This is a genomic window from Actinomadura miaoliensis, assembly GCF_039536785.1.
GTDB classification, from domain to species: Bacteria; Actinomycetota; Actinomycetes; order Streptosporangiales; family Streptosporangiaceae; genus Spirillospora; species Spirillospora miaoliensis.
This window is the reverse complement of record NZ_BAAAZG010000003.1, coordinates 41,654-67,456: the sequence shown is the minus strand read 5'-3', so window position 1 is coordinate 67,456 and position 25,803 is coordinate 41,654. Positions and strand designations below refer to the sequence as shown.

Annotated in this window: 27 protein-coding genes; 12 read left to right on the top strand and 15 right to left on the bottom strand. The window is 74.5% G+C overall.

All coding sequences use genetic code 11. From position 1 onward, the window contains the following. The first annotated feature begins 4 nt into the window (after positions 1-4). The 3 genes from cydD to ABD811_RS43895 all read left to right on the top strand — a co-directional run bounded on the left by cydD (position 5) and on the right by ABD811_RS43895 (position 4,318). Positions 5-1,678 carry a thiol reductant ABC exporter subunit CydD gene (gene cydD, locus ABD811_RS06935; protein WP_344942560.1) on the top strand — a complete coding sequence of 558 codons (1,674 nt, stop codon included), beginning with the start codon at positions 5-7 and terminating at the stop codon, positions 1,676-1,678. Between the two features lie 56 nt (positions 1,679-1,734). Further along, positions 1,735-3,576, top strand: coding sequence for a thiol reductant ABC exporter subunit CydC (gene cydC / locus ABD811_RS06930; protein ID WP_344942557.1), 1,842 nt, complete (start codon positions 1,735-1,737; stop codon positions 3,574-3,576). An 85-nt stretch (positions 3,577-3,661) separates the two neighbouring features. After that, positions 3,662-4,318: a Rho termination factor N-terminal domain-containing protein gene (locus ABD811_RS43895; RefSeq protein WP_425549373.1), complete on the top strand. Its 657-nt coding sequence runs from the start codon at positions 3,662-3,664 to the stop codon at positions 4,316-4,318. Positions 4,319-4,390: 72 nt separating this feature from the next. On the opposite strand, the gene ABD811_RS06920 is transcribed toward ABD811_RS43895, so the two are convergent. The 9 genes from ABD811_RS06920 to ABD811_RS06880 form a co-directional block, all read right to left on the bottom strand. Further along, positions 4,391-4,849, bottom strand: coding sequence for a gas vesicle protein K (locus ABD811_RS06920; protein ID WP_344942551.1), 459 nt, complete (start codon positions 4,847-4,849; stop codon positions 4,391-4,393). After that, positions 4,846-5,073, bottom strand: coding sequence for a gas vesicle protein (locus tag ABD811_RS06915; RefSeq protein ID WP_344942548.1), 228 nt, complete (start codon positions 5,071-5,073; stop codon positions 4,846-4,848). Before ABD811_RS06915 ends, ABD811_RS06920 begins: the two co-directional genes overlap by 4 nt. Further along, positions 5,070-5,948, bottom strand: a complete 879-nt coding sequence (locus ABD811_RS06910; protein WP_344942545.1) for a GvpL/GvpF family gas vesicle protein — start codon at positions 5,946-5,948, stop codon at positions 5,070-5,072. The genes ABD811_RS06915 and ABD811_RS06910 overlap by 4 nt, the downstream gene beginning before the upstream one ends. Continuing rightward, positions 5,945-6,472: a gas vesicle protein gene (locus tag ABD811_RS06905; protein ID WP_425549372.1), complete on the bottom strand. Its 528-nt coding sequence runs from the start codon at positions 6,470-6,472 to the stop codon at positions 5,945-5,947. The genes ABD811_RS06910 and ABD811_RS06905 overlap by 4 nt, the downstream gene beginning before the upstream one ends. 150 nt (positions 6,473-6,622) lie before the next feature. Continuing rightward, positions 6,623-6,919, bottom strand: a complete 297-nt coding sequence (gene gvpO / locus ABD811_RS06900) for a gas vesicle protein GvpO (protein WP_344942542.1) — start codon at positions 6,917-6,919, stop codon at positions 6,623-6,625. A gap of 3 nt (positions 6,920-6,922) precedes the next feature. After that, the gene (locus tag ABD811_RS06895; RefSeq protein WP_344942539.1) at positions 6,923-7,393 is read right to left on the bottom strand and encodes a gas vesicle protein GvpG; all 471 of its coding nucleotides are present in this window, start codon (positions 7,391-7,393) and stop codon (positions 6,923-6,925) included. 15 nt (positions 7,394-7,408) lie between these two features. Continuing rightward, positions 7,409-8,197: a GvpL/GvpF family gas vesicle protein gene (locus ABD811_RS06890; protein WP_344942536.1), complete on the bottom strand. Its 789-nt coding sequence runs from the start codon at positions 8,195-8,197 to the stop codon at positions 7,409-7,411. Further along, positions 8,194-8,631 carry a gas vesicle protein GvpJ gene (gene gvpJ, locus ABD811_RS06885; RefSeq protein WP_344942533.1) on the bottom strand — a complete coding sequence of 146 codons (438 nt, stop codon included), beginning with the start codon at positions 8,629-8,631 and terminating at the stop codon, positions 8,194-8,196. The genes ABD811_RS06890 and gvpJ overlap by 4 nt, the downstream gene beginning before the upstream one ends. 117 nt (positions 8,632-8,748) lie before the next feature. Continuing rightward, positions 8,749-9,270 (bottom strand): hypothetical protein, encoded by a 522-nt coding sequence (locus tag ABD811_RS06880; RefSeq protein WP_344942530.1) that lies wholly within the window; start codon positions 9,268-9,270, stop codon positions 8,749-8,751. A 651-nt stretch (positions 9,271-9,921) separates the two neighbouring features. Here ABD811_RS06880 and ABD811_RS06875 point away from each other — a divergent pair. The 8 genes from ABD811_RS06875 to ABD811_RS06840 all read left to right on the top strand — a co-directional run bounded on the left by ABD811_RS06875 (position 9,922) and on the right by ABD811_RS06840 (position 17,579). Further along, positions 9,922-13,026: an FAD-binding and (Fe-S)-binding domain-containing protein gene (locus tag ABD811_RS06875; protein ID WP_344942527.1), complete on the top strand. Its 3,105-nt coding sequence runs from the start codon at positions 9,922-9,924 to the stop codon at positions 13,024-13,026. A 69-nt stretch (positions 13,027-13,095) separates the two neighbouring features. Then, the gene (locus ABD811_RS06870; protein WP_344942524.1) at positions 13,096-13,617 is read left to right on the top strand and encodes a hypothetical protein; all 522 of its coding nucleotides are present in this window, start codon (positions 13,096-13,098) and stop codon (positions 13,615-13,617) included. Between the two features lie 7 nt (positions 13,618-13,624). After that, complete coding sequence (locus ABD811_RS06865) at positions 13,625-13,870, top strand: monovalent cation/H+ antiporter complex subunit F (RefSeq protein ID WP_344942521.1); 246 nt, start codon at positions 13,625-13,627, stop codon at positions 13,868-13,870. Further along, entirely contained in the window at positions 13,867-14,235 is a 369-nt protein-coding gene (locus ABD811_RS06860; protein ID WP_344942518.1) for a monovalent cation/H(+) antiporter subunit G, read from the top strand. The genes ABD811_RS06865 and ABD811_RS06860 overlap by 4 nt, the downstream gene beginning before the upstream one ends. After that, positions 14,235-14,576: a DUF4040 domain-containing protein gene (locus ABD811_RS06855; RefSeq protein ID WP_344942515.1), complete on the top strand. Its 342-nt coding sequence runs from the start codon at positions 14,235-14,237 to the stop codon at positions 14,574-14,576. The genes ABD811_RS06860 and ABD811_RS06855 overlap by 1 nt, the downstream gene beginning before the upstream one ends. Then, a complete protein-coding gene (locus tag ABD811_RS06850) occupies positions 14,573-15,337 on the top strand; it encodes an MnhB domain-containing protein (protein ID WP_344942511.1) in 765 nt (254 codons plus the stop codon). Before ABD811_RS06855 ends, ABD811_RS06850 begins: the two co-directional genes overlap by 4 nt. Then, the gene (locus ABD811_RS06845) at positions 15,334-15,780 is read left to right on the top strand and encodes a sodium:proton antiporter (RefSeq protein ID WP_344942508.1); all 447 of its coding nucleotides are present in this window, start codon (positions 15,334-15,336) and stop codon (positions 15,778-15,780) included. Before ABD811_RS06850 ends, ABD811_RS06845 begins: the two co-directional genes overlap by 4 nt. Beyond that, complete coding sequence (locus ABD811_RS06840) at positions 15,777-17,579, top strand: complex I subunit 5 family protein (RefSeq protein ID WP_344942505.1); 1,803 nt, start codon at positions 15,777-15,779, stop codon at positions 17,577-17,579. The genes ABD811_RS06845 and ABD811_RS06840 overlap by 4 nt, the downstream gene beginning before the upstream one ends. Before the next feature lie 31 nt (positions 17,580-17,610). Here the strand turns inward: ABD811_RS06840 and ABD811_RS06835 are convergent, their stop codons facing one another. Together ABD811_RS06835 and ABD811_RS06830 are read right to left on the bottom strand one after the other, a co-directional pair. Beyond that, positions 17,611-18,312 carry a GAP family protein gene (locus ABD811_RS06835; RefSeq protein WP_344942502.1) on the bottom strand — a complete coding sequence of 234 codons (702 nt, stop codon included), beginning with the start codon at positions 18,310-18,312 and terminating at the stop codon, positions 17,611-17,613. After that, on the bottom strand, positions 18,309-18,935 hold the full coding sequence (locus ABD811_RS06830) for a TetR/AcrR family transcriptional regulator (protein WP_344942499.1): 627 nt from the start codon (positions 18,933-18,935) through the stop codon (positions 18,309-18,311). The genes ABD811_RS06835 and ABD811_RS06830 overlap by 4 nt, the downstream gene beginning before the upstream one ends. 142 nt (positions 18,936-19,077) lie before the next feature. Between ABD811_RS06830 and ABD811_RS06825 the strand changes: the two genes are divergently transcribed. Then, on the top strand, positions 19,078-19,632 hold the full coding sequence (locus ABD811_RS06825) for a GNAT family N-acetyltransferase (protein WP_344942496.1): 555 nt from the start codon (positions 19,078-19,080) through the stop codon (positions 19,630-19,632). Positions 19,633-20,082: 450 nt separating this feature from the next. Here ABD811_RS06825 and erm read toward each other — a convergent pair whose 3' ends face one another. The 4 genes from erm to ABD811_RS06805 form a co-directional block, all read right to left on the bottom strand. Beyond that, complete coding sequence (gene erm, locus ABD811_RS06820) at positions 20,083-20,961, bottom strand: ErmE/ErmH/ErmO/ErmR family 23S rRNA (adenine(2058)-N(6))-methyltransferase (RefSeq protein WP_344942493.1); 879 nt, start codon at positions 20,959-20,961, stop codon at positions 20,083-20,085. A 464-nt stretch (positions 20,962-21,425) separates the two neighbouring features. After that, a complete protein-coding gene (locus tag ABD811_RS06815; protein WP_344942490.1) occupies positions 21,426-23,084 on the bottom strand; it encodes a DUF885 domain-containing protein in 1,659 nt (552 codons plus the stop codon). A gap of 88 nt (positions 23,085-23,172) precedes the next feature. Further along, a complete protein-coding gene (menD, locus tag ABD811_RS06810; RefSeq protein ID WP_344942487.1) occupies positions 23,173-24,837 on the bottom strand; it encodes a 2-succinyl-5-enolpyruvyl-6-hydroxy-3-cyclohexene-1-carboxylic-acid synthase in 1,665 nt (554 codons plus the stop codon). Next, entirely contained in the window at positions 24,837-25,796 is a 960-nt protein-coding gene (locus ABD811_RS06805; protein WP_344942485.1) for an o-succinylbenzoate synthase, read from the bottom strand. Before ABD811_RS06805 ends, menD begins: the two co-directional genes overlap by 1 nt. Positions 25,797-25,803 lie beyond the last annotated feature (7 nt).

Genomic DNA, 25,803 nt, shown 5'->3' with positions numbered 1-25,803 from the left:
GGCGGTGGAGCGTCGTCTGGTGGGGTGGCTGCCGCGGCGGGTTCTGGTGGTGCTGGTCGTGGTGGCGGTGGCGCAGGCGGTGCTGGTGGTGGTGCAGGCCGGTGCGTTGGCGGGTGCGGTGGCGGGGTTGGACGCGGGGCTGCTGGTCGTGGTGGTGGCGGCGGTGGCGGGGCGTTCGGTGCTGGCGTGGGCGGCGGCGGGGGTGGCGGGGCGTGCGGCGGCGGGGGTGAAGGCGCGGTTGCGGGAGGCGGTGCTGGCTCGTCCCGGGGCGGGGTCGGGTGGGGCGCGGGTGACGTTGCTGACGCGGGGTTTGGACGCGGTCGATCCGTTCTTCGCCGGGTATGTGCCGCAGTTGGTGGCGGCGTGCGTGGTGCCGCCGGTGGTGCTGGCGCGGCTGGGGGCGGCTGATTGGGTGTCGGCGGTGGTGGTGGCGGTGACGGTGCCGTTGGTGCCGGTGTTCGGGGCGTTGGTGGGGGCGCGCACGGCGCAGTGGACGGGGCGGCAGTGGGGGCTGTTGCGGCGGCTGGGCGGGCATTTCCGGGACGTGGTGGCGGGGTTGTCGACGTTGCGGGCGTTCGGGCGGACGGGGCACCAGTCGGTGGTGGTGCGGCGGCTGGCGGAGGAGCATCGGCGGGCGACGGTGGGGGCGTTGCGGGTGGCGTTCTTGTCGTCGCTGGTGGTGGAGCTGGTGTGTTCGTTGTCGGTGGCGTTGGTGGCGGTTCCGGTGGGGTTGCGGCTGCTGGGGGGCCGGTTGGATCTGGCGACGGGGCTGCTGGTGCTGCTGCTGGCGCCGGAGGTGTATGCGCCGTTGCGGGCGTTGGGGTCGCGGTTTCACGCCAGTGCGGAGGGGGTGGCGGTGGCCGGTGAGGTGTTCGGTGTGCTGGACTCCCCCACCGGTGTCGTGGCGGGTGGCGGTCGGGGCGTGACCCGCCGGGACGCCGGTGGGGGGCTGCCGGAGATCGTGCTGGAGGAGGTGACGGTGCGGTATCCGGGGGCGGACCGTCCGGCGCTGGCGGGGGTGTCGTTGCGGGTGGCGCCGGGTGAGCGGCTGGCGGTGACGGGGCCGTCGGGTGCGGGCAAGTCGACGTTGCTGGCGGTGCTGGCGGGGCTGGTGACGCCGGAGTCGGGGCGGGTGCTGGTGGACGGTGTTCCGCTGGGTGAGATGGATCTGGCGGTGTGGCGGGCGCGGCTGGGGTGGGTGCCGCAGCGGCCGCATCTGTTCGCCGCGTCGGTGGCCGACAACATCCGGCTGGGTGTGCCGGACGCCGGTGACGAGCGGGTGCGGGAGGCGGCCCGGGCGGCGGCGGCCGAGGAGTTCATCGAGGGCCTGCCGGACGGGTACGCGACGGTGCTGGGTGAGGGCGGCGCGGGGTTGTCGGCGGGGCAGCGGCAGCGGCTGGCGATCGCGCGGGCGTTCGTGACGCGGGCGCCGGTGATGTTGCTGGACGAGCCGACGGCCCGGCTGGACGTGCGCAGTGAGGGGTTGCTGGTGCAGGCGGCGCGGCGGCTGCTGGAGGGCCGGTCGGCGGTGGTGGTGGCGCATCGTCCGGCGTTGCTGGCGGTGGCGGACCGGGTGGTGCGGCTGGTGGACGGCCGTCTGGTGTCCGACGGCACCCCGACCGGCACTCAAGCCGGCGCCCCGGCGGGTGGTTCGGCGGGGGGTTCGGCGGCGGCATGACCGGGGTGACCGACATGACACAGATGGCAGGTGCGACGGGTGCAGGTGGGGGCGCCGTGGGCGGTGACGTGCGGGGCCTGTGGGGTGTGGTGCGGCCGTATGCGGGGCGGCTGCTGCTGGCGGTGGTGGCCGGGGTGGCGGCGGAGCTGTGCGGGCTGGGGCTGGTCGCGGCCGCGGCGTGGCTGATCGCGCGGGCGGCGCAGCAGCCGACGATGGCGGCGTTGTCGCTGGCGATCGTGGCGTTGCGGGGGTTCGCGCTGGGCAAGGGGGTGCTGCGGTACCTGGAGCGGCTGGCCGGTCATGACGTGGCGTTGCGGGCGCTGGCGGAGCTGCGCGGCAGGGTGTTCGACGCGCTGGCCGCGCGCGGCCCGGCCGCGGTACGGGGCCGTGGGACGGGCGGGGTGCGAGACGGGGAGGCGTTGAGCGGGCTGGTGTCGGATGTGGAGGCGGTGCAGGACCTGCTGTTGCGGTGCGTGCTGCCGGCGGTGACGGGCGTGGTGTGCGGGGCGGCGGGCGTGGTGGTGTGCGCGGTGGCGGTGCCGTCGTCGGTGGTGCCGCTGGTGGCGGGTCTGCTGGTGGCGGGTGTGGCGCTGCCGTGGGCGGCGTGGACGGCGGGTGCGCGGGCCGCGGCGCGGGTGGCGGCGCAGCGGCGGCGGCTGGCGGTGTGCGCGCTGGACGTGCTGGACGGCGCCGAGGACCTGGCGGTGTTCGGCGCCGCCGGAAGGTTCGGTGCGCGGGCGGCGGTGGCGGCGCGGCGGCTGGAGCGCGCCGAACGCGCCGGTTCGCGGGTCGCGGGTGTGGTGGGCGCGGCGGGGCTGGCGGTGCAGGGGGTGACGGCGGCGGTGGTGGCCTGGCAGGCGGTGCGGTCGGGTGCCGACCAGGTGCAGGTGGCGGTGGTGGCGCTCACGGCGCTGGTGGCGGTGGAGGCGGTGCTGCCGCTGGCGGACGCGGCGCAGCGGATGCGGGACGTGCTGGCGTCGGCGCGTCGGGTGGCGGCGTTGCTGGCCGCTCCCCCGCCACCGGCGTCCCGTGCCGGGGCGTCGGTGCCGCCGGGGCCGTTGAGCGTGGAACTGCTCGGCGTGACGGTCGCCTTCGACACCCCCCACGTCACCCCCCACGAGCGCGAGCTTGTTGACGAGCAGTCCCCCGGCTTGCGTCCCGGCGGTGCTCGCGATGTCCCGGCGTCGCGCGTGGGGGGCCGTGCGGCGCTGGGCGGGGTTGCGTTGGACGGTGTGGACGTGCGGGTGGAGCGGGGCCGGCGGGTGGCGATCGTGGGTGCCAGCGGGGCGGGCAAGAGCACGCTGCTGGCGGCGGTGGCCGGTGCGGTGACGCCGCTGGCCGGGACGGTGCAGCTGGCGGGCCGTGACCTGAACGCCTACGCCGGGGACGACGTGCGGGCGGCGGTGCGGGGGTTGACGCAGGACGCGCACGTGTTCGCCGGGACGGTGCGCGCCAACCTGCTGCTGGCTCGTCCGGACGCCTCGCAGCACCAGTTGGAGGCGGCGGCGCGGCGCGCCCGGTTCCTGGAGGTGGTGCGGGAGCTGCCGGACGGGTGGGACACGGTGGTCGGTGAGGGCGGCCGGGGGTTGTCGGGCGGGCAGCGGCAGCGGCTGCTGCTGGCTCGGGCGTTGCTGGCCGATCCGCCGGTGCTGGTGCTGGACGAGCCGGCCGAGGCGCTGGACACGGTCACCGCCGACGCGGTCACCCGGGACCTGCTGACGTGGCCGGGCGGGGGCACGCTGCTGTTGGTGACGCACCGGCTGGCGGCGCTGGGCGACGCCGACGAGGTGCTGGTGCTGGACCGGGGCCGGGTGGTGCAGCGGGGCCGCCACGACGATCTGGTGGCGCGGCCGGGTCCGTACCGGGACTTGTGGGAGGCCGAGCGTCTGTCCGCCTGACCCCTGCACGCCCCCCTGGGGGGCATGGACGGCGGTGCGCAGGGTAGGTGCGCGTCAGCCGATCCCAGTGAGGAGGCGGACTGTGATGCCCGGGATTGCGGGGTTGCCGGGGCTGCGGGAGGCGCGGTCGGTGGTGTCGCGCACGCCCGCGCTGGCCCGTGAGATGTGGTCGCGGGCGAGTGCGTCGGCCCGGCACCGTCACGGTGGTGACGCGGGGCCGTATCAGGTGGCGTGGGTGCTGGTGGCGCAGCAGGCCGGCCGGGTGGGCCGGTTGCTGCCGGGTGCCGTTCTTGGTGCCGCTGAGGACGCGGGGCGTGCACCGGCCGGTGGCCGTGCGCGCAGGGGCGGGCGTGCGCCGTCACGCGGGTCGTCGTCACGTGGGTCGTCCTCGGGCGGGTCCGCGCGGCGCTCGGGTGGAGGTTCGCGGCGTGACGGGCGGGCCGGTGCGGTCAGGCCGGTGGCCGCCACGAGCCGTCAGGAGCTGTATGCGATGGCGCGGGATCTGGGGATCGAGGGCCGGTCGAGGATGAGCAAGGGTGAGCTGGCCGAGGCGGTGCGCCGCGTGACCGGCGGCGCCGTCGGTGGTTCCTCCCCCGCCCGGTCCACCAGGTCCACCAGCAGGTCCACCAGCAAGTCCACCGGCAGGTCGTCGGGGACGCCCAAGTCACGCAGGACGTCCAAGGCGTCGAAGACACCCAAGTCGCCGAAGTCGTCTGGGACGTCGGGGCGTCGCCGGCGGTGACCAAACGCCCGGCGGCCGCCCCGTTCCTTCCCCCCGTGTGTCCTCTCCCGTGCGTTGTCTCCCCTGGCGGGGTCAGTCTTCGGGCAGGAGTGGGCCCAGGGGGCCCAGGTCGAGGTTGAGGTCGCCGGCCTCAAGGTCGAAGTGGTCCTTGAGTTTCTCCATGGCCTCTTCCAGCCGCATGAGCGCCAGGCCGAGCCGTTCGATCTGGTCGTCGTCCAGGGTGCCGGAGTCGACGCGGCGCAGCGCCTGGCGTTCCATGAGCTGGCGGATCAGTTCCACCAGGGTGAGCACGAGCTTGACGAGGTCGCGTTCGACCTGGTCGGCGTCGGTTTCCAGGCGTTGCCGCACGCGTGAGGACGCCGGTGTGGACCGTATCGGCCTCGCCCGCACCGGTGCCGCCTGCCCCGCGGTTTCGGGGCGGGTGGCGGCGGGGCGGGCGGGGGTGTCGTCGCGGGTGGTGTCGGGGAACAGGTCGCCGGGGACGGGGTCGTGGACGTGGACGTCCCCGCTGACCGGTTCGCGGCGGATCACGGCTGCTCCTCCCGAGCGGCGAGCTCGGGCGGGGTGAGCTCGTCGCGGACGGTGGTGATCAGGGCGCGCAGGGACACCTCGACCAGGTCGACCTCGGCGACGGAGATCACCAGGTCGCCGGTGAGGACGACGCCGCCGGCCAGCAGCCGGTCCAGCAGGTCGACCAGGGCGACGCGTTCCAGCGGCGGCCCGGACGGCCCGGTGTCGACGGCGACGCCTGTCATCGCGCCTCCCCCTGGCCGGGCCGCCCGCCCTCGGCGCCGGTGTCGGTGGTGTCGATGAAGGAGTAGGGCGGCCAGGGGCCGGTGACCTCGACGTCGACGCCGGTCAGTTCGGCGTCGGCGCGGCGGGCGGTGTCCAGGAACTCCTTGGTGTGCTCGTCGTCGAGCAGGTAGGCCATGTTCAGCACGGGCACGCCGGCGTGCCCCGACAGCCGCTGGTCCTGCGGTGGGTGGCGGCGGGAGGCGCGGGCGTGCTGGGTGAGGCGTTCGTGGACCGACTGGGCGTAGTCGTTGATGCGGCGGGAGGCGTCCTGGCGGCTGCGGCGCTGCGCCTGGCGCCGCCGCAGGTACGCCGTCCCGGCCCCGCCGCCGGTGGTGGCCTGCGGCTGGGATTCGGGTTCGGGTTCGTCGTGCTCGAACGCCTCGGGGTGGGCGTAGATCTTCACGCCCCATTCGGCGCGGCCGCTGATCAGGTCCAGGACGCGGGTGAACTGGGCGTGTTGTTCCTGCAGCACCTGCCGGACGCGGTCGTCGTCGCGGTAGAGGGTGGCGATGCGGACCGGTGCGGTGGGGGCGGCCTGCGCGGCGCGGTCGACGACCTCGTGGTGGGCGCGGGCGGTGGCCTCCAGCCAGTCCAGGTCCTCCAGGTGGTCGCGCAGGGCGTCCTCGCCGAAGTCGGCCAGTTCCACGGTGCTGACCAGGGCGGTCAGGTCACCGGCGGGGACGGCGCGCACGGCGGCCGACGACACGCCGGTGACGCCGCCCAGCACGGCCGGGTCCAGGCCGCGTGCGACGCCGTACAGGTAGACGGCGGTGCTCTCCTGCGCGGTGCCCTCCTGCGGGGCGCCGGGTTCGTGCCGGCCTGTGTGGTGGTTCATCGCCCCTCCTCCTGTTCACCGTGGCCCGCCTCACCGGATGTGCCGCCAGACGTGCCGCCAGACGTGCCGCCAGACGTTTCGGCGGGTGTGTCGGCGGTGCCGCCGGCGGGTGTGTCGGCGGTGCCGCCGGCGGGTCGGTCGGCGACCTGGCGGGGCGGGGGTGCGGCGGCGGCCTCCAGGGCGGCCAGGCGTTCGCGCAGCATGCGGTTCTCCTCGGCGAGCCGGTCGTGTTCCAGCCGCTCGCGTTGCTCGGCGGCCTCGACCTCGGCGCGGGCGCGCGACGACAGCGACGGGTCGTGCTCCCACCAGTCGATGCCCATCTCCTTGGCGCGGTCGACCGAGGCGACCAGCAGCCGCAGCTTGATGGTGAGCAGCTCGATGTCCAGCAGGTTGACCCGGATGTCCCCGACGATCACGATGCCCTTGTCGAGGATGCGTTCCAGCAGGTCGGCCAGGTTGGCGCCGGTCCGCTCCCCCGCCGGGCGGGCGGGCCCGCGGGTGCCGGGGTAGGAGATCTCACTCAACGGGTCGTCCTCCGTCTGCTTTGCGGGCGGTGGTCCACGACGCGGTCCCGGCCACCCGGCCGGGCGCCGCCGGGACCCCGCCGGGCGCGGTCCGCGGCCACCCCCTGTTCCCGGTCAGGCCTTCGGTTCAGGGCCTTGGGTGCGGGATGGTCAGGGGCGGTCGACGCGGCCGCGGGGGTAGCGGCGGGTGCGGTGGAAGGCCACCAGTTCCCCGTCGGCGTCCAGGTCGGTCTCGTAGACGGCGAGGATGTCGGCCGAGCCGGGGATGCGGTGGGTCTCCACCACCTCCACGGTGACGCGCCAGCCGCCGTCGTCGCGGCGTTGGACGCCGACGACTCCTTCGGCATCGCGGCCGGTCATGCCGGTGACGTGACCGACCGCGCGGCGCGCCGCCTGGGACGCCGCCTGGGATGCGGCCGGGGACGCTTCGGGCGGCTGACGCGGCATCGCTCACCCCCCGGACGGTTCGCCGCGCGGCACGCCGGCCGCACCCCCGCCGTGTTCACCGTGTTGTTCGGGTTCGCCGTGGCGTCGGTCCGCGCCGAGGTGACCGGTGTCGTCCAGGTCCCCCTGCGCCGCCGGCCCGCCCCCCGGATCACCGGCCGGTCCGGCCGCCGCCCCGCCTGCCGGTTCGGCTGCCGGGGCGGGTTCGGCCGCCGGATCGCCGGGCGCTGCGGCTCCGGTCCCGGCGGCGGGACCGGAGCGGGGCAGCCGGGCCAGCAGTTCCTCTTCCCGCGCCGCGGCCTCCTCCTCGTCGATCTCCCCCGCGGCCAGCAGGTCGGCGATCTCCTGCATCTCGGCGGCGATGCGCGCCGGGTCGTACAGCTGCGCCTCGGCCTGTTCGGTGAGGACCTCGGCGATCCAGATCACGCCGCGTACCGGCGCCAGTGGCAGGGTCGCCAGTCCGGTGATCAGTCCCATGTCGTCTTCCCTGTGTCAGCCGCCCGGGACGAAGTCGTAGGGCGGCAGCGGTCCGATCAGCCGCAGGCGGATGCGGTCGGCGTGTTCGGCGCCGAGGGCGTCCACGGCCTGTTCGAAGTCGCCGCGGCGGTCGCGGTCGATCAGGAACGCCGCGTCGACGACGTCCTCGTCGCGGGAGGGGGTCTTGGGCGCGACCTCGCGGGCGGTGGGTGCCAGCCGTTCCAGCAGGACGCGGGCGTCGTGTTCGCGGCGGCGCTGCAGCGCCTGGGCGATCAGTTCGCCGAGGCGGACGCGGTCGTAGTAGAGCGCGTCGGCGGCGTCGGCGGGGGCCTGGCGCAGGCGTTGCGACAGGTCGGCGACCTCGGGGTCGTCGGCCATGACCTCGCGCAGCACGGTGTCCTGCACGTAGGTGCCCTTCAGCCGCAGTTCCAGGCGGCCGTCGACCTGGTCCAGGGCGCCGGCGAAGCGGTCGGCGTTGGCGGCCAGCAGTTCTTTGGCGACGGCGTCCTGGCCGGTCATGGCGGCGCCGAACCGGAACGGCAGCACGGCCAGGTCGGCGTCGACCAGGGCGCTCAGTACGCGCTGGTGGGCCAGCAGGTCGGCGCGTTCGCCGAGCGGGCGGCCCTGCGGCAGGGGGCTGACGACCGCGGCGCAGTCGCCGTGGGCGACCAGGGTCACCGGCTGGTCGCCCAGGCCGTGCAGTCCCTGCGGCGGTTCGGCGTCGCTGCGGATGACACCGTAGACGTACAGGGGCGTGTCCTGGCCGGCGGGACGGGTGTCAGGGGCGACGTCGGGGCGGGTCATTCCTCCTCCTTCCTGGAGGTGCGGCGGCGGGCGGGTTCACGTTCGCGTTCGCTGTCGCCTTCGGATTCGCTGTCGGCGGCGCCGAGGCTTTCGCGGAGCCGTTCCTGGGCGCCCTGCAGGGCTCCCTTGGTCTTGCTCTTGGCGCCGGACTGCTGCATGTCGCCGACCATCTGCGGGATGCCCTTGGCGGTGCCGTCGTGGGCGATGTCCAGGCGGTTGACCGCCTCGGCGAACCGCAGGTAGGTGTCGACGCTGGCGACGACGATCCGCACGTCGACGGTGAGGATCTCGATGCCGACCAGCGACACGCGCGCGTACACGTCGATGACCAGTCCCTTTTCCAGGATCAGGTCGACGACGTCGGCCAGGCCGCTGGAGCCGCCGCGCTGAACGTAGTTGGTGCCCGAAGTCTGCTGGGCGATCGGCCCAGTCATGTCATCCACTCCTCGTGGGATAAGGGGAATGGTGCTGTGTTCAAGGCCCCTACCTACCCGTACTTACCGGGCTAAACGGGGCATAGGGTTCCGGTCGTCACATGGTCAACTTCCGCGTCAGCGCCTGCGGGCCACGCGGCGGCCGATCAGGATCGCCGCGACGGCGCCGGCCACGGCGGGCGCGGCGCGCAGCAGGCGCCGCAGCGACAGCACCTGGACCAGCCGCCTGGGCAGCGCCGCCGCGCCGTGCGCGGCGCGTTCGGTGGTGCGGGCCACCTGGCCGCCGGCACGACGCGCCGCTCCCGCGGCGGCCCCGGCCGTCGCGGCCGCGGTCTGCGTGGTCTTGTGCGCGGTCTCCTGCACCGTCTTCTGCGCGGTGCCGCGTGCGGTGGCGGCGCGTTCGCGTGTGGTGCCGGTCGCCTTGCCGGTCGCCTTGCCGGTCGCCTTCCCGGCGGTCTCCCCCGTGGCCTTGCTCGCGGTCTTGCTCGTGGTCTTGCCGGTGCGGGCGGCGGTGTCGCGGGCGGCGCGGGTGACCTTGCCGGCCGCCGCCTCGGCCTTGCCCGCCGTCTTCCCGGCGGTCTTCCCGGTGGTTTTGCCGGCCTTGCCGGTGTTGTTGTCAGGTTTTGAGGGGGTGCTCATGACGTTCTCCCGTTCCTCCTCATCGAGGCGTCCATCTGTGTCCCCGGACGGACCGATCTGCGGTATTTGTCCGGAGATCGTTGTTGGCGTCGGCACTACCCGCCGAAAGGCATGCCATGCCTCCCACCGAAATGCGGACACCCGCCGACACCCCGCCGGCATCCCCGGGCGGGTTCCGCCTGTGGAATTCGGACCGTGGAATTCGGCGGGTCAGCCGCAGCGGCTGACCCCGAAGAACTCGGCAGGCTTCCCCCCGGAACCCGGCGGCGACGCCGACACGGTCAGGGCCGCGCCACAGCGCGCCCGCCGCGCCCGGCATGCGCCAGGACATAGTCGGCTGCCCCTCCGTCACTCCCACTGTCCGGCCGCCAGCGGCCGCGGTGGTTCGCCGACTGCCGACACGGGAGCCCGTTTCACAAGAGCCCGTTGTGCCCGCCGCTGGGCCTCGGCGTCTTTCGTTCTGTCCTTTGCCGGGTCCGTACCGTGACGGTGCCGCCCGCTGACGTCCCGCCGGGGCCCCCGGCGCCGTCCGAGGCGCCCTGCCCGGCACGTCACCGGCTCGAACGTCCCACCGCCCCTGCCTGCGGTCCCCAAGGGGCGGGGGGTGCTGGCGGGGATGATTGGAACCTCAGGTGGGGGTATGCGGCGGACATGACCCACATCCCGTCTGGACACCGCACCACCCGCCAGGACCGGGACGCCCACCAGGCGCCAGACGCCCGGGACGTGCGAGAGCGCACCCCCGCCCGCCGCCCCGCCCGCGGGCGCGTCCGCGAGCAGGGCGCCGGGCTGAAGCGTGGACAGGCGCGCAAGCTGGAACGGGAACTGCGGCGCCGCGTCGACGGTGAGGTCCGCTTCGACGACGGCACCCGCGCCGCCTACGCCCACGACGCCTCCAACTACCGGCAGGTCCCCATCGCGGTGGTCGCGCCGCGCACCGTCGACGCCGCCGCCGAGGCCGTCGCGGTGTGCGCGCGGCACCAGGTGCCGGTGCTGTCACGCGGCGGCGGCACCAGCCTGGCCGGGCAGTGCTGCAACACCGCCGTGGTCATCGACTGGTCCAAGTACTGCAACCGCGTCGTGTCGGTCGACCCCGGCGCGCGCCGCGCCGTCATCGAACCGGGCGCGGTGCTGGACCAGGTCAACGCCGAACTGTCGCGGCACGGGCTGATGGTGGGGCCGCGGCCGTCCACCCACGACGCCTGCACCATCGGCGGGATGGTCGGCAACAACTCCTGCGGCGCGTCCGCCCAGGCGTACGGGAAGATGTCGGACTCGGTGGAACGCCTGGAAGTCCTCACCTACGACGGGACCCGGTTCTGGGCCGGCGCCACCACCGACGACGACTACCGGCAGATCGTGGCCGCCGGCGGCCGCCGCGCGCAGATCTACCGCGACCTGCGGGCCCTGCGCGACGCCAACCTGGCGCTGATCCGCACCCGCTACCCCGACATCCCCCGCCGCGTGTCCGGCTACAACCTGGACGCGTTGCTGCCCGAACGCGGCTTCCACCTGGCGCGTGCCCTGGTCGGCAGTGAGTCGACCCTGGTCACCGTGCTGCACGCGGAGATCTCACTGGTGCCGGTGCCGGCCCACCAGGCGCTGGTCGTCCTCGGCTACGACGACATCGTGCGGGCCGCCGCGGCGGTGCCGCGCATCCTGCCGCACCGGCCGCTGGCCCTGGAGGGCGTGGACGACACCCTGATCGACCTGGCCCGCGCCGAGCACATGGCCGGACGCGACGCGCTGTCGCAACTGCCGCAAGGGTCGGGGTGGCTGATGGTGCGGTTCGGCGGCGACACCCGCGAGCAGGCCGACCGCCGCGCCCAGGACCTGCTGGACGACCTGCACCGCGGCCGCCACTCCCCCACCGTGTCGTTCCTGGACGACCCCGCCGCCGAAGAACGCCTGTGGAAGCTGCGCGAGGCCGGGCTGGGCGCCACCGCCTACCCGCCGGGACGCCCCGAAACCCACGAAGGGTGGGAGGACGCCGCCGTCGCCCCCGACCAGCTCGCCGCCTACCTGCGCGACTTCCGCACCCTGCTGCGCGAGTTCGGCTACGGCGGCTGCTCCCTGTACGGGCATTTCGGTCAGGGCTGCGTGCACACCCGCATCCCGTTCGACCTGCGCGACCCCGGCGGCGTGGACAAGTACCGCCGCTTCGCCCAACGCGCGGCACGGCTGGTGGCCGCCTCGGGCGGATCACTGTCGGGCGAGCACGGCGACGGCCAGTCCCGCGGCGAGCTGCTGCCCATCATGTTCGGCGACGACGTGGTGGAGCTGTTCGCCCGCGTCAAGCACATCTTCGACCCCGGCGACCGCATGAACCCCGGCAAGGTCGTCCACCCCCACCGCCTCGACGACGACCTGGACCTGCTCGGCTACCACCCCGCCGAACCCCGCACCCACTTCACCTACCCCCACGATCACGGCCGCTTCGTCCACGCCGCCGCCCGCTGCGTGGGCATCGGGCAGTGCCGCTCCCACAGCGGCGGGGTGATGTGCCCCAGCTACCGCGTCACCCGCGAGGAACGCCACACCACCCGCGGCCGCGCCCGCATCCTGGAGGAGATGATGCGCGGGCAGGTCATCACCGACGGGTGGCGGTCCAAGGACGTCCTGGACGCCCTGGACCTGTGCCTGGCGTGCAAGGGCTGCCGCGGCGACTGCCCCGTCCACGTCGACATGGCCACCTACAAGGCCGAGTTCCTCGCCCACCACTACGCGCGGCGGCTGCGGCCCCGCTCCCACTACGCGATGGGATGGCTGCCGGTGTGGGCGAAACTGGCCGCGGCGGCCCCGGTGACCGTCAACGCCCTCACCCACGCCCCCGTCCTGCAGGCCCTGGTCAAGTTCGCCGGCGGCGTCGACCCCCGGCGTGAACTGCCGCGCTTCGCGCCGCAACGCTTCACCGACCAGTTCACCCGCGACGCCCCCCGCCCCGGCGGCGAACCCGACGTCGACCCCGGCTGTGACGGGGAAGCGGACGAGCGGCCGCGCGTGGTGCTGTGGCCCGACACCTTCACCAACAACTTCCACCCCCACATCGCACGCGCCGCGCTGCGCGTGCTGGACCGCGCCGGGTTCCGCGTGGAGGTCCCGCCGGTGCCGCTGTGCTGCGGCCTGACCTGGATCTCCACCGGGCAGCTGGGCGTCGCCGAACGGGTGCTGCGCCGCACCGTGCGGGCCCTGGCGCCCAGGCTGCGCGCCGGGATCCCCGTGGTGACGCTGGAACCCAGCTGCACCGCGGTGTTCAAGTCCGACGCGCCCGAACTGTTCGGCGCCAGCGACGGCGAACCCGGATTCGCCCGCCACGGCGGCGGCATCGCCGCCGACGTGCGGCGCCTGTCGCAGCAGACCTACTCCCTCGCCGAGTTCCTGCTCAAGCACGCCCCCGGCCAGTTCAGCGTCCCACCGCCCGGCACCGGACGCACCGCGCTCGCGCAACCCCACTGCCACCAGCACGCCATCTGGGGATTCCAGGACGACGCCGAACTGCTGCGCCGCGCCGGAGTGCAGGCCCGTGTCCTGGACGTCGGATGCTGCGGCATGGCCGGCAACTTCGGGTTCGAACGCGGCCACTGGGAGGTCTCCACCGGCTGCGCCGAACTGGGCCTGTGGCCGCAGGTCGACCAGGCACGCCGCGACGACCCCGGCACCGCGATCCTGGCCGACGGGTTCTCCTGCCGCACCCAGATCGAGGCGGGCACCGACGCCCGCCCCGTCCACCTGGCCGAACTGCTCGCCGAACTGTGACCCACCAGCCCCCCGGCACCCCGATCCCGGGCCCGCACCGCCAACGGCACGACGCAGGAGGACGACGCGATGCGTTCCGCTCACGCGCACCGGCGCGCACTGGTGCGCACCGCCGCCCAGGCCGCGGCATGGTGGGTGCCGCTGCTGGCGATCTACGCGGCGCTGGTGTCGACGCTGTCGCCGACCGAGGTGCTGGTCGGCGCGGCGGTGGCCGCCGCGTCCGCCGTGGCGGGGGTGGCGGCGCGCCGCACACTGCTGAACACCCGGCCCGCACGCGGCGGCGGCGACCAGGTGCGCCGGCTGGCGGTGCGGCTGCCCGGCCGGATCGCCGCCGACACCGCCCGCGTGCTCGCTCCGCGCCTGCACGGACAGTGGGACCAGATGAGCGTGGGCCGCCAGGCCGCACGGCGCGGCGCGGTGACGCTGCTGGTGTCGGCGTCCCCCGGCGGGTACGTCGCCGCCGTCGACCCGGACCGTGGCGTGCTGACCGTGCACCGCCTCACCCGCGCCCCCACACGAACCCGCACACCAACTCGCACACGGAACGGCACGCGGAACGGTGCCGGGCACGACGACAGGAACGGAAGGTGACAGCGGTATGGCCGCCCTGGCACTGACCCTGCTGGCCGCTGGACTGGCGCCCTGCCTGGCCGCGATGGCGCGCGGCCGGCCCGCCGACCGGCTGGCAGCCCTCATCCTGGCCGGCCCCCTCGCCACCCTCGTCCTGGCCGTGCTCGCCGCCGTCTACGCACGCCCCGCCTACCTGGACGTGGCGCTGGTACTGGCGGTGCTGTCCCTGGCCGGATCGCTGGTGTTCGCCCGGTTCCTGGCCCGCACGCTATGACCGCCGCGACGGCCGGAACCGCGCTGGCCTGGGCGGGGACGGTACTGGCCGTGGCGTGCGCGCTGCGGCTGCCGCTCACCCGCGACGCGGCGACACGGCTGCACGTGGTCGCGCCCGTCACCACCGTGGCCGCCCCGCTGGTGCTGGCCGGGCTGGCGTTGCGGCCATGGTCGTCCTGGCACGACGTGGCCAAGCTGCTGCTCATCGCCGTGCTGCTGACCGGCACCGGACCGGCCGCCGTGGCCACCGCCGGGCAGGCCGTCCACCGCGCCACCCGGCCCCACCCGCAATCCCACCCGCAATCCGGCCCCGGCCGCGGCTCGGGTGGCGGTCGGGCGGGACGGCGGTCAGAGGGGGAACGGTGATGAAGGACGCGCTGATCTACCTCACCTCGGCGATGGCGGTGGTGATGGCCACGGTGGTCGTGCTCACCCGCGCCCCCGTACGGCAGGCGATGGTGCTGTCGGGCTACGGTCTGACCCTGGGCGTGCTGTTCGTCGTCCTGCAGGCCCCTGACGTGGCGCTGTCACAGATCGGCGTCGGCACCGTGGTCATCCCCCTGCTGGTGCTGCTGGCCGTGCACGCCGCCCGCCGCCACCTGCCACCCCCCGACACCCCACACCCCAGCGGCCCGCCACCTGGAACCGCCCCCCACGCACCCGACACACACCGGCACCGGCCGGCCGGGCGCGGGGACGACACGTGAACGGCCGCGCACGCCTGACCCTGTTCACCGTCGCCGCCGCGGGCCTGGCCACCGCCTACACCGCCGGCACCCTGCGCCTGCCCGGCTTCGGCACCGCCTTCCACCCCTACGGCGACCGCGCCGTCCGCCAAGCCCTCGACCACGCCACCGCCAACACCGTCTCCTCGGTCAACTTCGACCAGCGCGCATTCGACACCGTCGGCGAGGAACTCATCCTCATCGCCTCCGCCCTCGGCACCGTCGTGCTGCTGCGCGCCGTCGGCCGGGAGGAAGAGGCCCAGACCGGCACGCTGCGCCACGGACCAGCCGAGGTGTTCGAGGCGCTGCGCGTCACCGGCCTGGCGCTGCTGCCGGTCACCCTGCTGGTCGGCGCCTACGTCGTCGCCCACGGCCACCTGTCACCCGGCGGCGGCTTCCAGGGCGGCGTCCTGCTCGGCACCGCCCTGCACATGCTGTACCTGGCCGGCGACTACCCCTCCCTGCGCCGCCTGCGCCCCATCCCCGCCTTCGAAACCGGCGAGGCGCTGGCCGCCGGCGCGTTCGTCATACTCGCCCTGGCCGCCGCCGGGCAGATCATCCCCCTCAACACCGCCGTCGGCGTCGAGGTCGGCTGCGCCATGGTGCTGCTGCTCGCCAAGTTCTTCGAACAGGCCCTGCTCATCCGCCAACCCCCCGACAGCCAACCCCCCGACAGCCGACCCGACGCCCGGCCCGGCATCCCGCCCGGCGCCGCGCCGAGCACCGGGGAGGCCGGCCGGTGAGCACCCTGACCGCCCACCTGCCCCACCTGGCCGCCGGATGGATCCTGCTCGCCGGGATCTACGGCATCGTCACCACCCGCAACCTCATCCACGCCGTCGTGTGCCTGTCGGTCACCCAGTCCGGCACCTACGTGCTGCTGCTGACCATCGGCTACCGCGCCGGCGGAACCGCCCCCGTCTTCTCCGACCTGACCCCCGCCCGCCGCCACGCCCACGCCGCCGTCGACCCCGTCGTGCAGGCCATGACCCTCACCGACATCGTCGTCGGCGCCACCGTCACCGCCCTGCTGCTCGCCCTGGCCGTGCAGGTCGCCAAACGCCGCGGCACCCTCGACCCCGCGCACCTGCGCCCCCTGGAACCGGCCGCCACCACCCGCACAGGACCCACCCAGACAGGACCGGCCGACACGGGACCCGCCGGCCCGAAGGCGCCCCGGCCGTGATCCTGCAGACGACGATCGCGCTGCCGGTCGTGGTCGCCGCGCTGCTGGCCGCCACCGGACGCCACCTGCCCCGCCTGGCCGTCGACGCCCTGACCGCCGCCACCACCGCCACCGTCACCGCACTGGCCGCCCTCACCCTGCACCACACCACCCGTCACGGCACCGACGTCACCTGGCTCGGCGGCTGGCAGCCCGCCACCGGCGTCGGCATCCCCCTGACCGCCGACCCCTTCGCCGCCGGACTGGCCGTCACCATCGCCGCCCTCACCCTGGCCGCCCTGGTGTTCACCTGGCGCTACTTCACCGAGGTCCAGGCCATCTTCCACGCCCTGACCCTGCTGTTCCTGGCCGCCATGTGCGCCCTCACCTACACCGGCGACCTGTTCAACGCCTTCGTGTTCTTCGAACTCATGAGCGTCGTGGCGTTCGTCCTGGCCGGCTACCAGGCCGAAGAACCCGCCACCGTCCACGGCGCCCTCAACTTCGGCATCACCAACTCCCTGGGCGCCTACCTCACCCTCACCGGCATCGCCCTCACCTACGCCCGCACCGGCGAACTCAACCTCGCCCGCCTCGACCACGCCCTGCACACCCTCCCCCCGGCCGACCGGCCCCTCATCACCGCCGCGTTCGTCCTCATCTGCTCCGGCCTGCTCATCAAAGCCGCCGCCGTTCCCTTCCACTTCTGGCTCGCCGACGCCCACGCCGTCGCCCCCACCCCCGTCTGCGTCCTGTTCTCCGGCGTCATGGTCGAACTCGGCGTCTACACCACCGCCCGCTTCTACTGGACCGCATTCCACGACACCGTCCCCCTCACCGCACCCGCCGCCCTCGGCGCCGCCGCCGCGCTGCTCGGCGCGGTCATGTGCGTCACCCAACGCCACATCAAACGGCTGCTGGCCTACTCCACCATCAGCCACACCGGCCTGCTGCTCATCGGCATCGCCCTGCTCGACCGCGACGCCCTGACCGGCACCGCCTACTACCTCACCGGCCACGCCGCCGTCAAAGGCGCCCTGTTCCTCGGCGCAGGCGTCCTGCTCAACCGCCACGCCACCGTCGAGGAACACCACCTGGCCGGACGCGGCCGCACCATGCGCGTCACCGCCACCGTGTTCCTCATCGGCGCCCTGGCCCTGGCCGGACTGCCCCCCTCAGGCATGTGGCTCGGCAAAACCCTCATCGAACACGCCGCCGAACAGGCCGGCTGGTGGTGGGTCACCCCCCTGGCCGTCATCGCCTCCGGCCTCACCGCCGGAGCCGTCCTGCGCGTCTGGCTGCGCGTCTTCCGCGGCGCCGGTCCCCCACCACCCGACCCCACCCCCGGCACCGACAACGCCGACAACACCGACAACGGCGGCGGTGAAGACGGCGACAGGCAAGACCGCGAAACCACCGTCCCACTGACCCGCACACCCTGGACCATGCTCACCCCCGGCCTGGTCCTGCTCGCCGCCGGCCTGGCCATCACCTGGATCCCCGGCCCCGCCGTCACCTCCGCCGCCGCCACCTTCACCGACCCGCCCGCCTACGCCGCCGCGATCCTCCACCAGCACCCCGCCCCACCCCCACCCGGACACACCCCGCACCCCTGGACAGTCCCCGGCATCCTCAGCATCGCCCTGTCCGCCGCACTCGCCGCCGCCGTCGCCGCACTCGGCGTCTCCCAACGCGTCCCCCGCGTACTGCACGCCACCGCGGCACGACTGCACCACCTGCACTCCGGGCACATCGGCGACTACACCGCCTGGCTCGCCCTCGGCGTCGCCCTCATGGCCCTGCTCACCACCACCACGTGACCACCCCACCCCGCCCCCGGGGCCGTGTCACTCACCCCTCCATGAACCAAAGACGCGCGGCCGCGTCCCGCGCCACCAGGAACCCCGCAATGGCCAGCAACCACCCTGTGGCGCCCGCACCCCTGTCACCGATCCAGGCGTCGACCCGACGCAGCACCGGCTCCACCCGCGACGCGGCGAGGACCCGCGCGACCAGCAGCACACCCGCCGGAAGCACCATGACCACGCAGTAGCCGGCGAGCAGCACCACCACGACACCAGCGTGCAGATCGGACGCGGCCAGCATCGCCAACGCCCCCAGATACGGCAGCATCGTGGCGACCTCGGCCACCGCCGCCACCAACGCAAGACCCACCACCCACACCACCGACGACGACCCCGCCGCCACACGTTCCCGCCAACGCGACACCCCGCCCCGCCCCTCACCCCGCCGCTTGGGATCGAAACGAAAACTCAGCGCGAACAGACCCACACCCACCGCCAGCTGCCCCCACAGCGCGGCACGACCGTCCAGCGCCCCACCCACCGCGGCGGCCACCGAACCCGCACCACCGACCACCACCACACCGACGGCGAAGTAGAACACCGCAAGCGTCCCCAGGTAGACCACCACCCGTCCGGCCCGCACCCGCCCCGGCACCAAAAGCAGCCACACCGGGATGAACAACGTGCCGACGCTGGTGCCGTCCAGCAACGCCAACCCCGCCAACGACAGCAGCACAGCGACACTCACACACACTCACCTCCCCCGCCGCCCGCGCCGCCTGCCCCGCCTGCGCCGCCTGCCCCGCCTGCGCCAACGAAGATCCGGTCGAGATACCGCCCCAGCAACACGCGGACCTGATCATCGGCCATGGCCTCCGGGGCGACGGCACGCTGGACGGCCAGCCCGTCCGCGAACGCCGCCAACGCCCACGCCTCGGCCTCCGCGTCAACCCACCGCGGCACCCGCCCCAACTCCCGCGCCGCCTCCAACGCCCGCCGGCAATGCTCACGGATCTCCGCCGCCCCCGCGACATGCACCTCACGCAACGCCGGATGGAACGCCGCCCGCGCCAGGAACGCCAGCCAGATCCGCCCCTCGGCCGCCCGCTCATCATCGGCGCCCGCCACGACGCACATCGCGCGCAGCAGCCGCTGCCTGACATCCCCCTCGGGGGCGGCACGCACCGCGGCGGCCACACGCGCCCTGATCAGATCACCCAGATGCCGCGCCGCGAACAGCAGCAGCTCGTCCTTGCTGCGGAAATACGCCTGCACCAGGCCGGTGGAGGCGTTCAGCTCCCGGGCGATCCGCGGGATGCTCGCCGCCTCCAGCCCCTCGTCCTCCACCACCGCCAGCAGCGCCTCCGCCACCTGACGACGACGCTCCACCGGATCCGCATGTCGTGGCACACCGTAACATTAAGGTCATAATCCAACCCGGGGCAACCGCCGCCCGCCCTGGTGGCCGACGCGTGCCCCGCCGCCACCAGCCGCCCGCCGGTAGGGTCACCCGGTGAACAGCGGACCGGAACTGACCACCCCACGCCTCCTCCTGCGACGCTGGCGCGACACCGACCGCGCCCCCTTCGCCGCCCTCAACGCCGACCCGCAGGTCATGCACCACTTCCCCGCCACGCTGAGCCGCGCCGAAAGCGACGCCCTCATCGACCGCATCGAAGCCCACTTCGACCGGCACGGCTTCGGCCTGTGGGCGGTCCAGCACACCGGCACCGGCGCCTTCCTCGGCTTCACCGGCCTGTGGACCCCCGCCTTCGACGCCCACTTCACCCCCACCGTCGAGATCGCCTGGCGGCTGGCCCACCACGCCTGGGGCCACGGCTACGCCACCGAAGCCGCCCGCCGCGCCCTGGAGTACGGCTTCACCACGGCCGGGCTGCCCGAGATCGTGTCGTTCACCGCCGTCCCCAACGACCGCTCCCAGGCCGTCATGCGCCGCCTGGGCATGACCCGCGACCCCCGCGACGACTTCGACCACCCCGTCCTGCCCGCCGGACACCCACTGCGCCGCCACGTCCTGTACCGCATCACCCCCGACCGGGCCGCCTGACCGGCCCGGGCCCCGACCAGCGCCGTGATGGCCACAGCGCGGCGCCGCTCCCACACCGAACCCGCCCCGGGCAGGCTCCACAGGCTGGCACAACCCGACGTCAGCCGGGCAGCGGCAGGTAACCGACACCTGCCGCCAGTGGGCACGACCGCCCGCCGGGCAAGCGGCACACCCGCATGCCCGGCGCGCCCGTCATGTTCGTCGGGACGATGCCAGAGGCGACGCTGGAAGCCCTGCCGCTACGCCCACCTCGGCGGCGAACCACTCAACCCGTTGCACGGGCCGGCCGACCTGGGCCGCCGGCCCGTGCAACGACGCCATACTCACCTACGGTCGCCGAACATCACGCTAAGTGAGGCGTTCTTCCCTTGGTGATGGTGGTTCTGCACGGTGAGGATTACCTGTCAGGTATTGGTAGTGCACCAACCCAGCGCCTTGACAAAGTAAGGTTCAGGTGGGGCGGGGAGTGCCGGACCGAGCCTCGGCGGGCGGCAGGCCGTGCAGGACGCGGAACAGCCGCAGCCACTGATCCGGATGCACGAACGCCACCACCGCGTCCCGCTCCACCCCGGCCACGCGCAGCGCCGCGTCCACCCTCCCCCGGGGATGCTCGCGCCGCAGCGACGCCCGCAGGGTGCCGCCCTCCCCCGTGAACCCCAGCGCGACGCACCGTTCGTAGTCCGCCAGCGCCGAGGCGGGCAGCAGCGGCCGCGGGCGGCGCTCCAGCCGCAGGATCGCCGAGTCGACCCGCGGGACGGGACGGAACAGCTCCCGGCCGATCCGCTCCCCCAGCCGCCAGTGAAACAGCGGCCACGACCGCACGGTCACCAGGCTCCAGCGGCCGTAGTCGCCGGTGCGTTTGCGGGCGTACTCCAGCTGGGTCACCAGCGTCGCCGACGTCAGCTCCGGGGCGCGCAGGCACCACTCGACGATCGCCGAGGTCAGCGAGTACGGGATGTTGCCCGCCACCGCGAACGGGCCGCGCGGCGGCCGCGCCCGCAGGAAGTCGCCGCGCACGATCCGCACGTTGGGCAGGTCGGCGCACCGCTCACGCACCCGCCCGGCCAGCGCCGGGTCGATCTCGTAGGCGATGACGTAGGCGTCGCCGGCGGCCAGCGCGGCGGTGATCCGCCCGTCCCCCGCGCCGACCTCCACCACCAGGTCACCGGGACGGGCGGCCACCGACCGCACGATCACATCGATCGCGCGCGGGTCGGCCAGGAAGTTCTGCGACAGGAAACGGCGGGCGCGGTCACGGCCGGACCGGGGACGCCGGGGGCCCGGACGCCCGGACGCGCCGGAGGTGCGTGGCGTGGAGTTTCGGGTCATCGTGGATGTCCTCCGCGGCCGGACACGCCACAGCCGGGCCGCGCGCTGACGCCGTCACCGGCGACGCGGACGAGAAGGCGGGGCGCGACCGGCCAGACGGGACGGGCACAGGCCCGTCCGGATGGGCAAGGGACCGGTCACGGCCCTGAACTTGCGGGACACCACGAAGAGCATGGGAGCACGACGGCACCACGCGAAAGGAACGCGAAAGTGCGCGCGCCGAAGAACGCGGATCAGTGCACGCGAAGAAGAGAAGCAGGCGTCAGATCACACATCGGCGCGACGGCCCGGCAGGTTCAGAGCCGGACGCCGCCCGCGCAGCCGCCAGAAGACGACGGCACCGCGGACAACGATGCCGTCGAACTCAGTTATCGCTCCCATGCCGCTGATCTTAGGGGCGCCGGCGCCACCCGCCCAACAGGTTTTCTCGCCAGGAACCGCCGCAGCAGCGCGTCAGGCGCGGGTCAGGGGCGGGTCAGTTCGGCGCGCAGAAGGTCCAGGCCCATCGGGCCCACCTCCAGGCCCCGGCGGTGGAACGCCTTGAGATCGAACGCCTCGCCGTCACGGCGGCGCACCGCCTCACGCGCCTCCAGCCACACCTTCTCGCCCACCTTGTAGGCGATCGCCTGCCCGGGACGCCCCAGGTACCGGTCGATCTCGAAGGCGACGCCGGCGTCGGTCAACGTGGCGTGCGCGCGCAGGAACTCCCGGCCCAGCCGCGGCGTCCACCGCTCCCCCTCGTGGAACCCCGTCCCGGCGGGGATCGGCAGCTCCAGGTGCAGGCCGATGTCCAGCACGACCCGGGCGGCGCGGAACAGCTGGCCGCCCACCAGCATGCCCAGCTTGTGCGCGGGGTCGCGGTAGAAGCCCAGCTCGTCCATCAGCCGCTCGGCGTACAGGGCCCAGCCCTCCCCGTGACCGGGGTACAGCTCGCATCCCAGCCGCTGGAACCGGGTGAGCCTGCCGGTGGCCAGCGTGGCCGTGCCCAGCTGCAGATGGTGGCCGGGCACGCCCTCGTGGTACATGGTCGACGGCACCGACCAGGTGACGACGTCCTCGTCGGGTTCGGTGACGCTCCACCACACCGTGCCCGGACGCGACCCGTCCTCGGCCGGCGACAGGTAGTAGATGCCCGCGTCACCGGCCGGGATGCGGCACTCGATGCGGCGCAGCGGCGCGGGGATGTCGAAGTGCACGCCGTCCAGCGCGTCGATGGCGGCGTCGGCCAGCTCCTGCAGGAACGCCCGGAACGCCTCGGCGCCGCGGACGCGGTGGGCGGGGTCGGCGTCCAGCGCCGCCCGCACCTCGGCGACCGTCGCGCCGGGACGGATCCGCGCGGCCACCTCGGCGATCTCGGCCTTGAGGCGGGCCAGTTCCGCCCACCCCCAGGCGTAGGTGTCCTCCAGGTCCAGGCGCGTGCCCAGGAAGTCCCGCACGCCCAGCAGGTACCGGTCGCGGCCCAGCGCGTCGCGTTCGGGGGCGTGCGGCGCCAGCTCCTCCTCCAGGAACACCGCGAAGCCGGTCAGGGCGCCTGCCGCGGCGGCCGCCGCGTCCCGCAGCGCGCCGCCCAACGCGGCGTCCTTGGAGAACTCGCCGTGACGGGCGGCCAGCCCGGTCAGGTAGCCGGTCATGACACGGCAGTCGGCGGCGCTGCGGGCGACCTGGCGCCGCGCGGCCACGCGGCCGTCCCGCCGCGCCCGGGTGAGGCTGGTGCGCAGGCCGTCCAGCATCGCCGGCAGTGCCCGCAGCCGCGCCAGCACCGCCTCCCACGGCGTGCCGGGGCCCCGGTCCAGCAGCTCGAACGCCATGCGCAGCCGCTGCACGGGACCGTCGGTGGTGTCCAGGAACGCGTCGGGCACCCCGGCCTCGTCCAGCGCCCGCTCGACCTCCAGCCGTTCCCGCAGCACGGCCGCGCCGACGCGTTCGGCGGGACCGTCCAGCGGCGTGCCGTCCAGCGCGGCCAGGGTGCGGCGGGTCAGTTCCCGCCGCGCGGCCCAGCCGCCGGGACCGTAGTCGGTCAGGTGCGACTCCTGCCCGGAGATCCCCATCATCGCCGCCCGGCACGGGTCCAGGGCGGCGAACTCGGTCACGTACCGGTCGGCGAGCTGCTCAAGTGCGGTCACCCGCCACAGGCTACGACGGCGCCCCACCGCGCCGCGACACAATAAACGATCTTCCCGGGCGGTGGTCCCCGGTGGTCCCGGGGCGGCGCTACAGCAGGTCGCGGACGGCCTTGTGGGCGGCCTTGCGCATCGCCGCGTGCAGCACCGCGTTGGCGTCGCGGTCGGTACGGGCCTCCACGATCCGCAGCCCGTCCCCCGTGATCGCCTTGGGCAGCTCGGCCGCCGACTCCAGCAGCCGGTACGGCAGCCCGTGCGCCGCCGCCACATGCTCCAGATCCACCTGGTGCGGAGTGCCGAACACCCGCTCGAACGGCCCGTCCAGCGCCGCCTGCGGCAGCAGCGAGAAGATCCCCCCGCCGCGGTTGTTCACCACCACGATCGCCAGATCGGGACGGCGCTCGTCCGGCCCCAGCACCAGCCCGTTGTGGTCGTGCAGGAACGCCAGGTCGCCCAGCAGCGCGTACGAGCGGCCGCTGTGCGCCAGCGCCGCGCCCACCGCCGTCGACACCAGCCCGTCGATGCCGCTGGCGCCCCGGTTGGCCATCACCCGGATGCCGCGGCGCGGCCGCATCACCTGGTCCAGGTCCCGGATCGGCATGCTGGCCGCGCTGAACAGCAGCGACCCGCCCGGCAACGCCGCCGCCAGGTCCCGCGCCAGCCGCGGCTCGGTCACCTCCGGCGCCGCGTCCAGCACCGCGTCCACCGCCGCCGCGGCCGCCCGGTCGGCCGTCCGCCACGACCGCAGCCACGCGTCGTCGCCCGACACCACCGGGATCTCCACGTCCTGCGCCACCTGCGTGGCCGACCGCACCGGATCCGGCCACCGCGCCAGGTCCGGCGCCAGCACGATGTGCTCCTCGGCGCGGCGCAGCAGCGACAGCAACGGCCGCGACAGGCCCGGCTTGCCCAGCGTCACCACCACCTCCGGGCGGTGCCGCTCCACGAACTCCGGCACCCCCAGAAGGAAGTGGTGCGCCGACAGCGCGTGGTCGCCGTAGCGGGCGTTGCCGCTGGGCTCCGACAGCACCGGCCAGCCCGCCATCGACGCGGCCGCCACGTACCGCTTGACGTTCACCGCGCCGTCCCCGACCACCAGCACCCCGCGCCGCGTCGCCGGCACGTGCAGCACCGACCCCGGCGTGGCCGCCCGCACCTTCGTCCACGCGCCCGTCGCGTCGCCGTCCAGCGGCTCGCACCACGACTCGTCCCCGTCGGGGATCAGCGGCTCACGGAACGCCACGTTCAGGTGCACCGGCCCCGGCTCGGGCGCCTGCGCCAGCCCCCACGCCCGGCTGGTCACCGACCGCCAGTACGCCACCATCCCCGGACGGTTCTCCGGCACCCCGATCTCACAGCTCCACCGCGCCGCCGTCCCGTACAGCTTGACCTGGTCGATGGTCTGGTTGGCGCCGGTGTCGCGCAGCTCGGGGGGACGGTCGGCGGTCAGCACCACCAGCGGCACACCCGACTGGTGCGCCTCGATCACCGCCGGATGGAAGTTGGCCGCCGCCGTGCCCGACGTGCACACCATCGCCACCGGACGCCCCGACCGCTTGGCCAGCCCCAGCGCCACGAACGACGCCGACCGCTCGTCGATCCGCACGTGCAGCCGCATCCGGCCCGCCACCGCCGCCTCGTGCAGCGCCAGCGCCAACGGCGCCGACCGCGACCCCGGCGCCAGCACCGCGTCGGTCATGCCGCACCGCAACAGCTCGTCCACCAGCACCGTGGCCAGCGCGGTCGCCGGGTTCATCAACGCACCACCCCGATCACCGGCGGCCCGCCCAGCAGCGACTGCGCCTCGGCGGCCCGCGTCCGCCACCGCCCGGCCGTCGCGGCGTCGGCCTCGTGCCGGGCCAGCGCCGCCTCGTCCACCTGCGGACGGCGCACGGGCAACTCGCCGCCGACCGGCGTCAACGGGTCGTCCACCACGTCGCCGTGCAGCAGCGACAGCGTCGCCAGCCCGCACGCGTACCGCAACTCCGGCAGCGCCGCCGCCAACGCCACACCCGCCGCCAGGCCCACCGACGTCTCCACCGCGCTGGACACCACCACCGGCAGCCCGCACGCCTCGGCCACCCGCAACGCCGCGCGCACCCCGCCCAGCGGCTGCACCTTCAGCACCGCCACGTCCGCCGCCTCGGCCGCCCGCACCTTCAGCGGGTCCTCGGCCCGGCGGATCGACTCGTCGGCCGCCACCGGCACGTCCACCAGGCGACGCACCCGCGCCAGCTCCTCCAGCGTCGCGCACGGCTGCTCGACGTACTCCAGGTCGAACCGGTCCAGCCGCCGGATCATCCGCGCCGCGGTGTCGACGTCCCACGCGCCGTTGACGTCCACCCGCACCCGGCCCGACGGGCCCAGCGCGTCACGCACCGCCTCCACCCGCGCCAGGTCGTCGCCCTCGTCCTGCCCCCGCTCGGCCACCTTCACCTTCGCGGTCCGGCACCCGGACGCGGCGACGATCTGGCGCGCCCGTTCCGGCCCCACCGCCGGAACCGTCACGTTCACCGGGATCCGGTCGCGCACCGGCGCCGGCCACCCCTCGAACGCCGCCTCCCGCGCCGCGGCCAGCCAGCGGGCGCACTCGGCCGGGCCGTACTCGGCGAACGGGGAGAACTCCCCCCACCCGGCCGGACCCCGCACGAGCACGCCCTCCCGCCGCGTGATGCCGCGAAACCGCGTCCGCATCGGGATGGCATACACCCGCACCGGATCC

Excerpts from the sequence above, each read along its gene's own strand:
- ABD811_RS43895 (WP_425549373.1), top strand. The coding sequence starts at position 3,662 with ATGCCCGGGATTGCGGGGTTGCCGGGGCTGCGGGAGGCGCGGTCGGTG.
- ABD811_RS06915 (WP_344942548.1), bottom strand. The coding sequence starts at position 5,073 with ATGACAGGCGTCGCCGTCGACACCGGGCCGTCCGGGCCGCCGCTGGAA.
- ABD811_RS06910 (WP_344942545.1), bottom strand. The coding sequence starts at position 5,948 with ATGAACCACCACACAGGCCGGCACGAACCCGGCGCCCCGCAGGAGGGC.
- gvpO (WP_344942542.1), bottom strand. The coding sequence starts at position 6,919 with ATGCCGCGTCAGCCGCCCGAAGCGTCCCCGGCCGCATCCCAGGCGGCG.
- ABD811_RS06895 (WP_344942539.1), bottom strand. The coding sequence starts at position 7,393 with ATGGGACTGATCACCGGACTGGCGACCCTGCCACTGGCGCCGGTACGC.
- ABD811_RS06890 (WP_344942536.1), bottom strand. The coding sequence starts at position 8,197 with ATGACCCGCCCCGACGTCGCCCCTGACACCCGTCCCGCCGGCCAGGAC.
- gvpJ (WP_344942533.1), bottom strand. The coding sequence starts at position 8,631 with ATGACTGGGCCGATCGCCCAGCAGACTTCGGGCACCAACTACGTTCAG.
- ABD811_RS06880 (WP_344942530.1), bottom strand. The coding sequence starts at position 9,270 with ATGAGCACCCCCTCAAAACCTGACAACAACACCGGCAAGGCCGGCAAA.
- ABD811_RS06875 (WP_344942527.1), top strand. The coding sequence starts at position 9,922 with ATGACCCACATCCCGTCTGGACACCGCACCACCCGCCAGGACCGGGAC.
- ABD811_RS06870 (WP_344942524.1), top strand. The coding sequence starts at position 13,096 with ATGCGTTCCGCTCACGCGCACCGGCGCGCACTGGTGCGCACCGCCGCC.
- ABD811_RS06865 (WP_344942521.1), top strand. The coding sequence starts at position 13,625 with ATGGCCGCCCTGGCACTGACCCTGCTGGCCGCTGGACTGGCGCCCTGC.
- ABD811_RS06860 (WP_344942518.1), top strand. The coding sequence starts at position 13,867 with ATGACCGCCGCGACGGCCGGAACCGCGCTGGCCTGGGCGGGGACGGTA.
- ABD811_RS06855 (WP_344942515.1), top strand. The coding sequence starts at position 14,235 with ATGAAGGACGCGCTGATCTACCTCACCTCGGCGATGGCGGTGGTGATG.
- erm (WP_344942493.1), bottom strand. The coding sequence starts at position 20,961 with ATGACCCGAAACTCCACGCCACGCACCTCCGGCGCGTCCGGGCGTCCG.
- menD (WP_344942487.1), bottom strand. The coding sequence starts at position 24,837 with ATGAACCCGGCGACCGCGCTGGCCACGGTGCTGGTGGACGAGCTGTTG.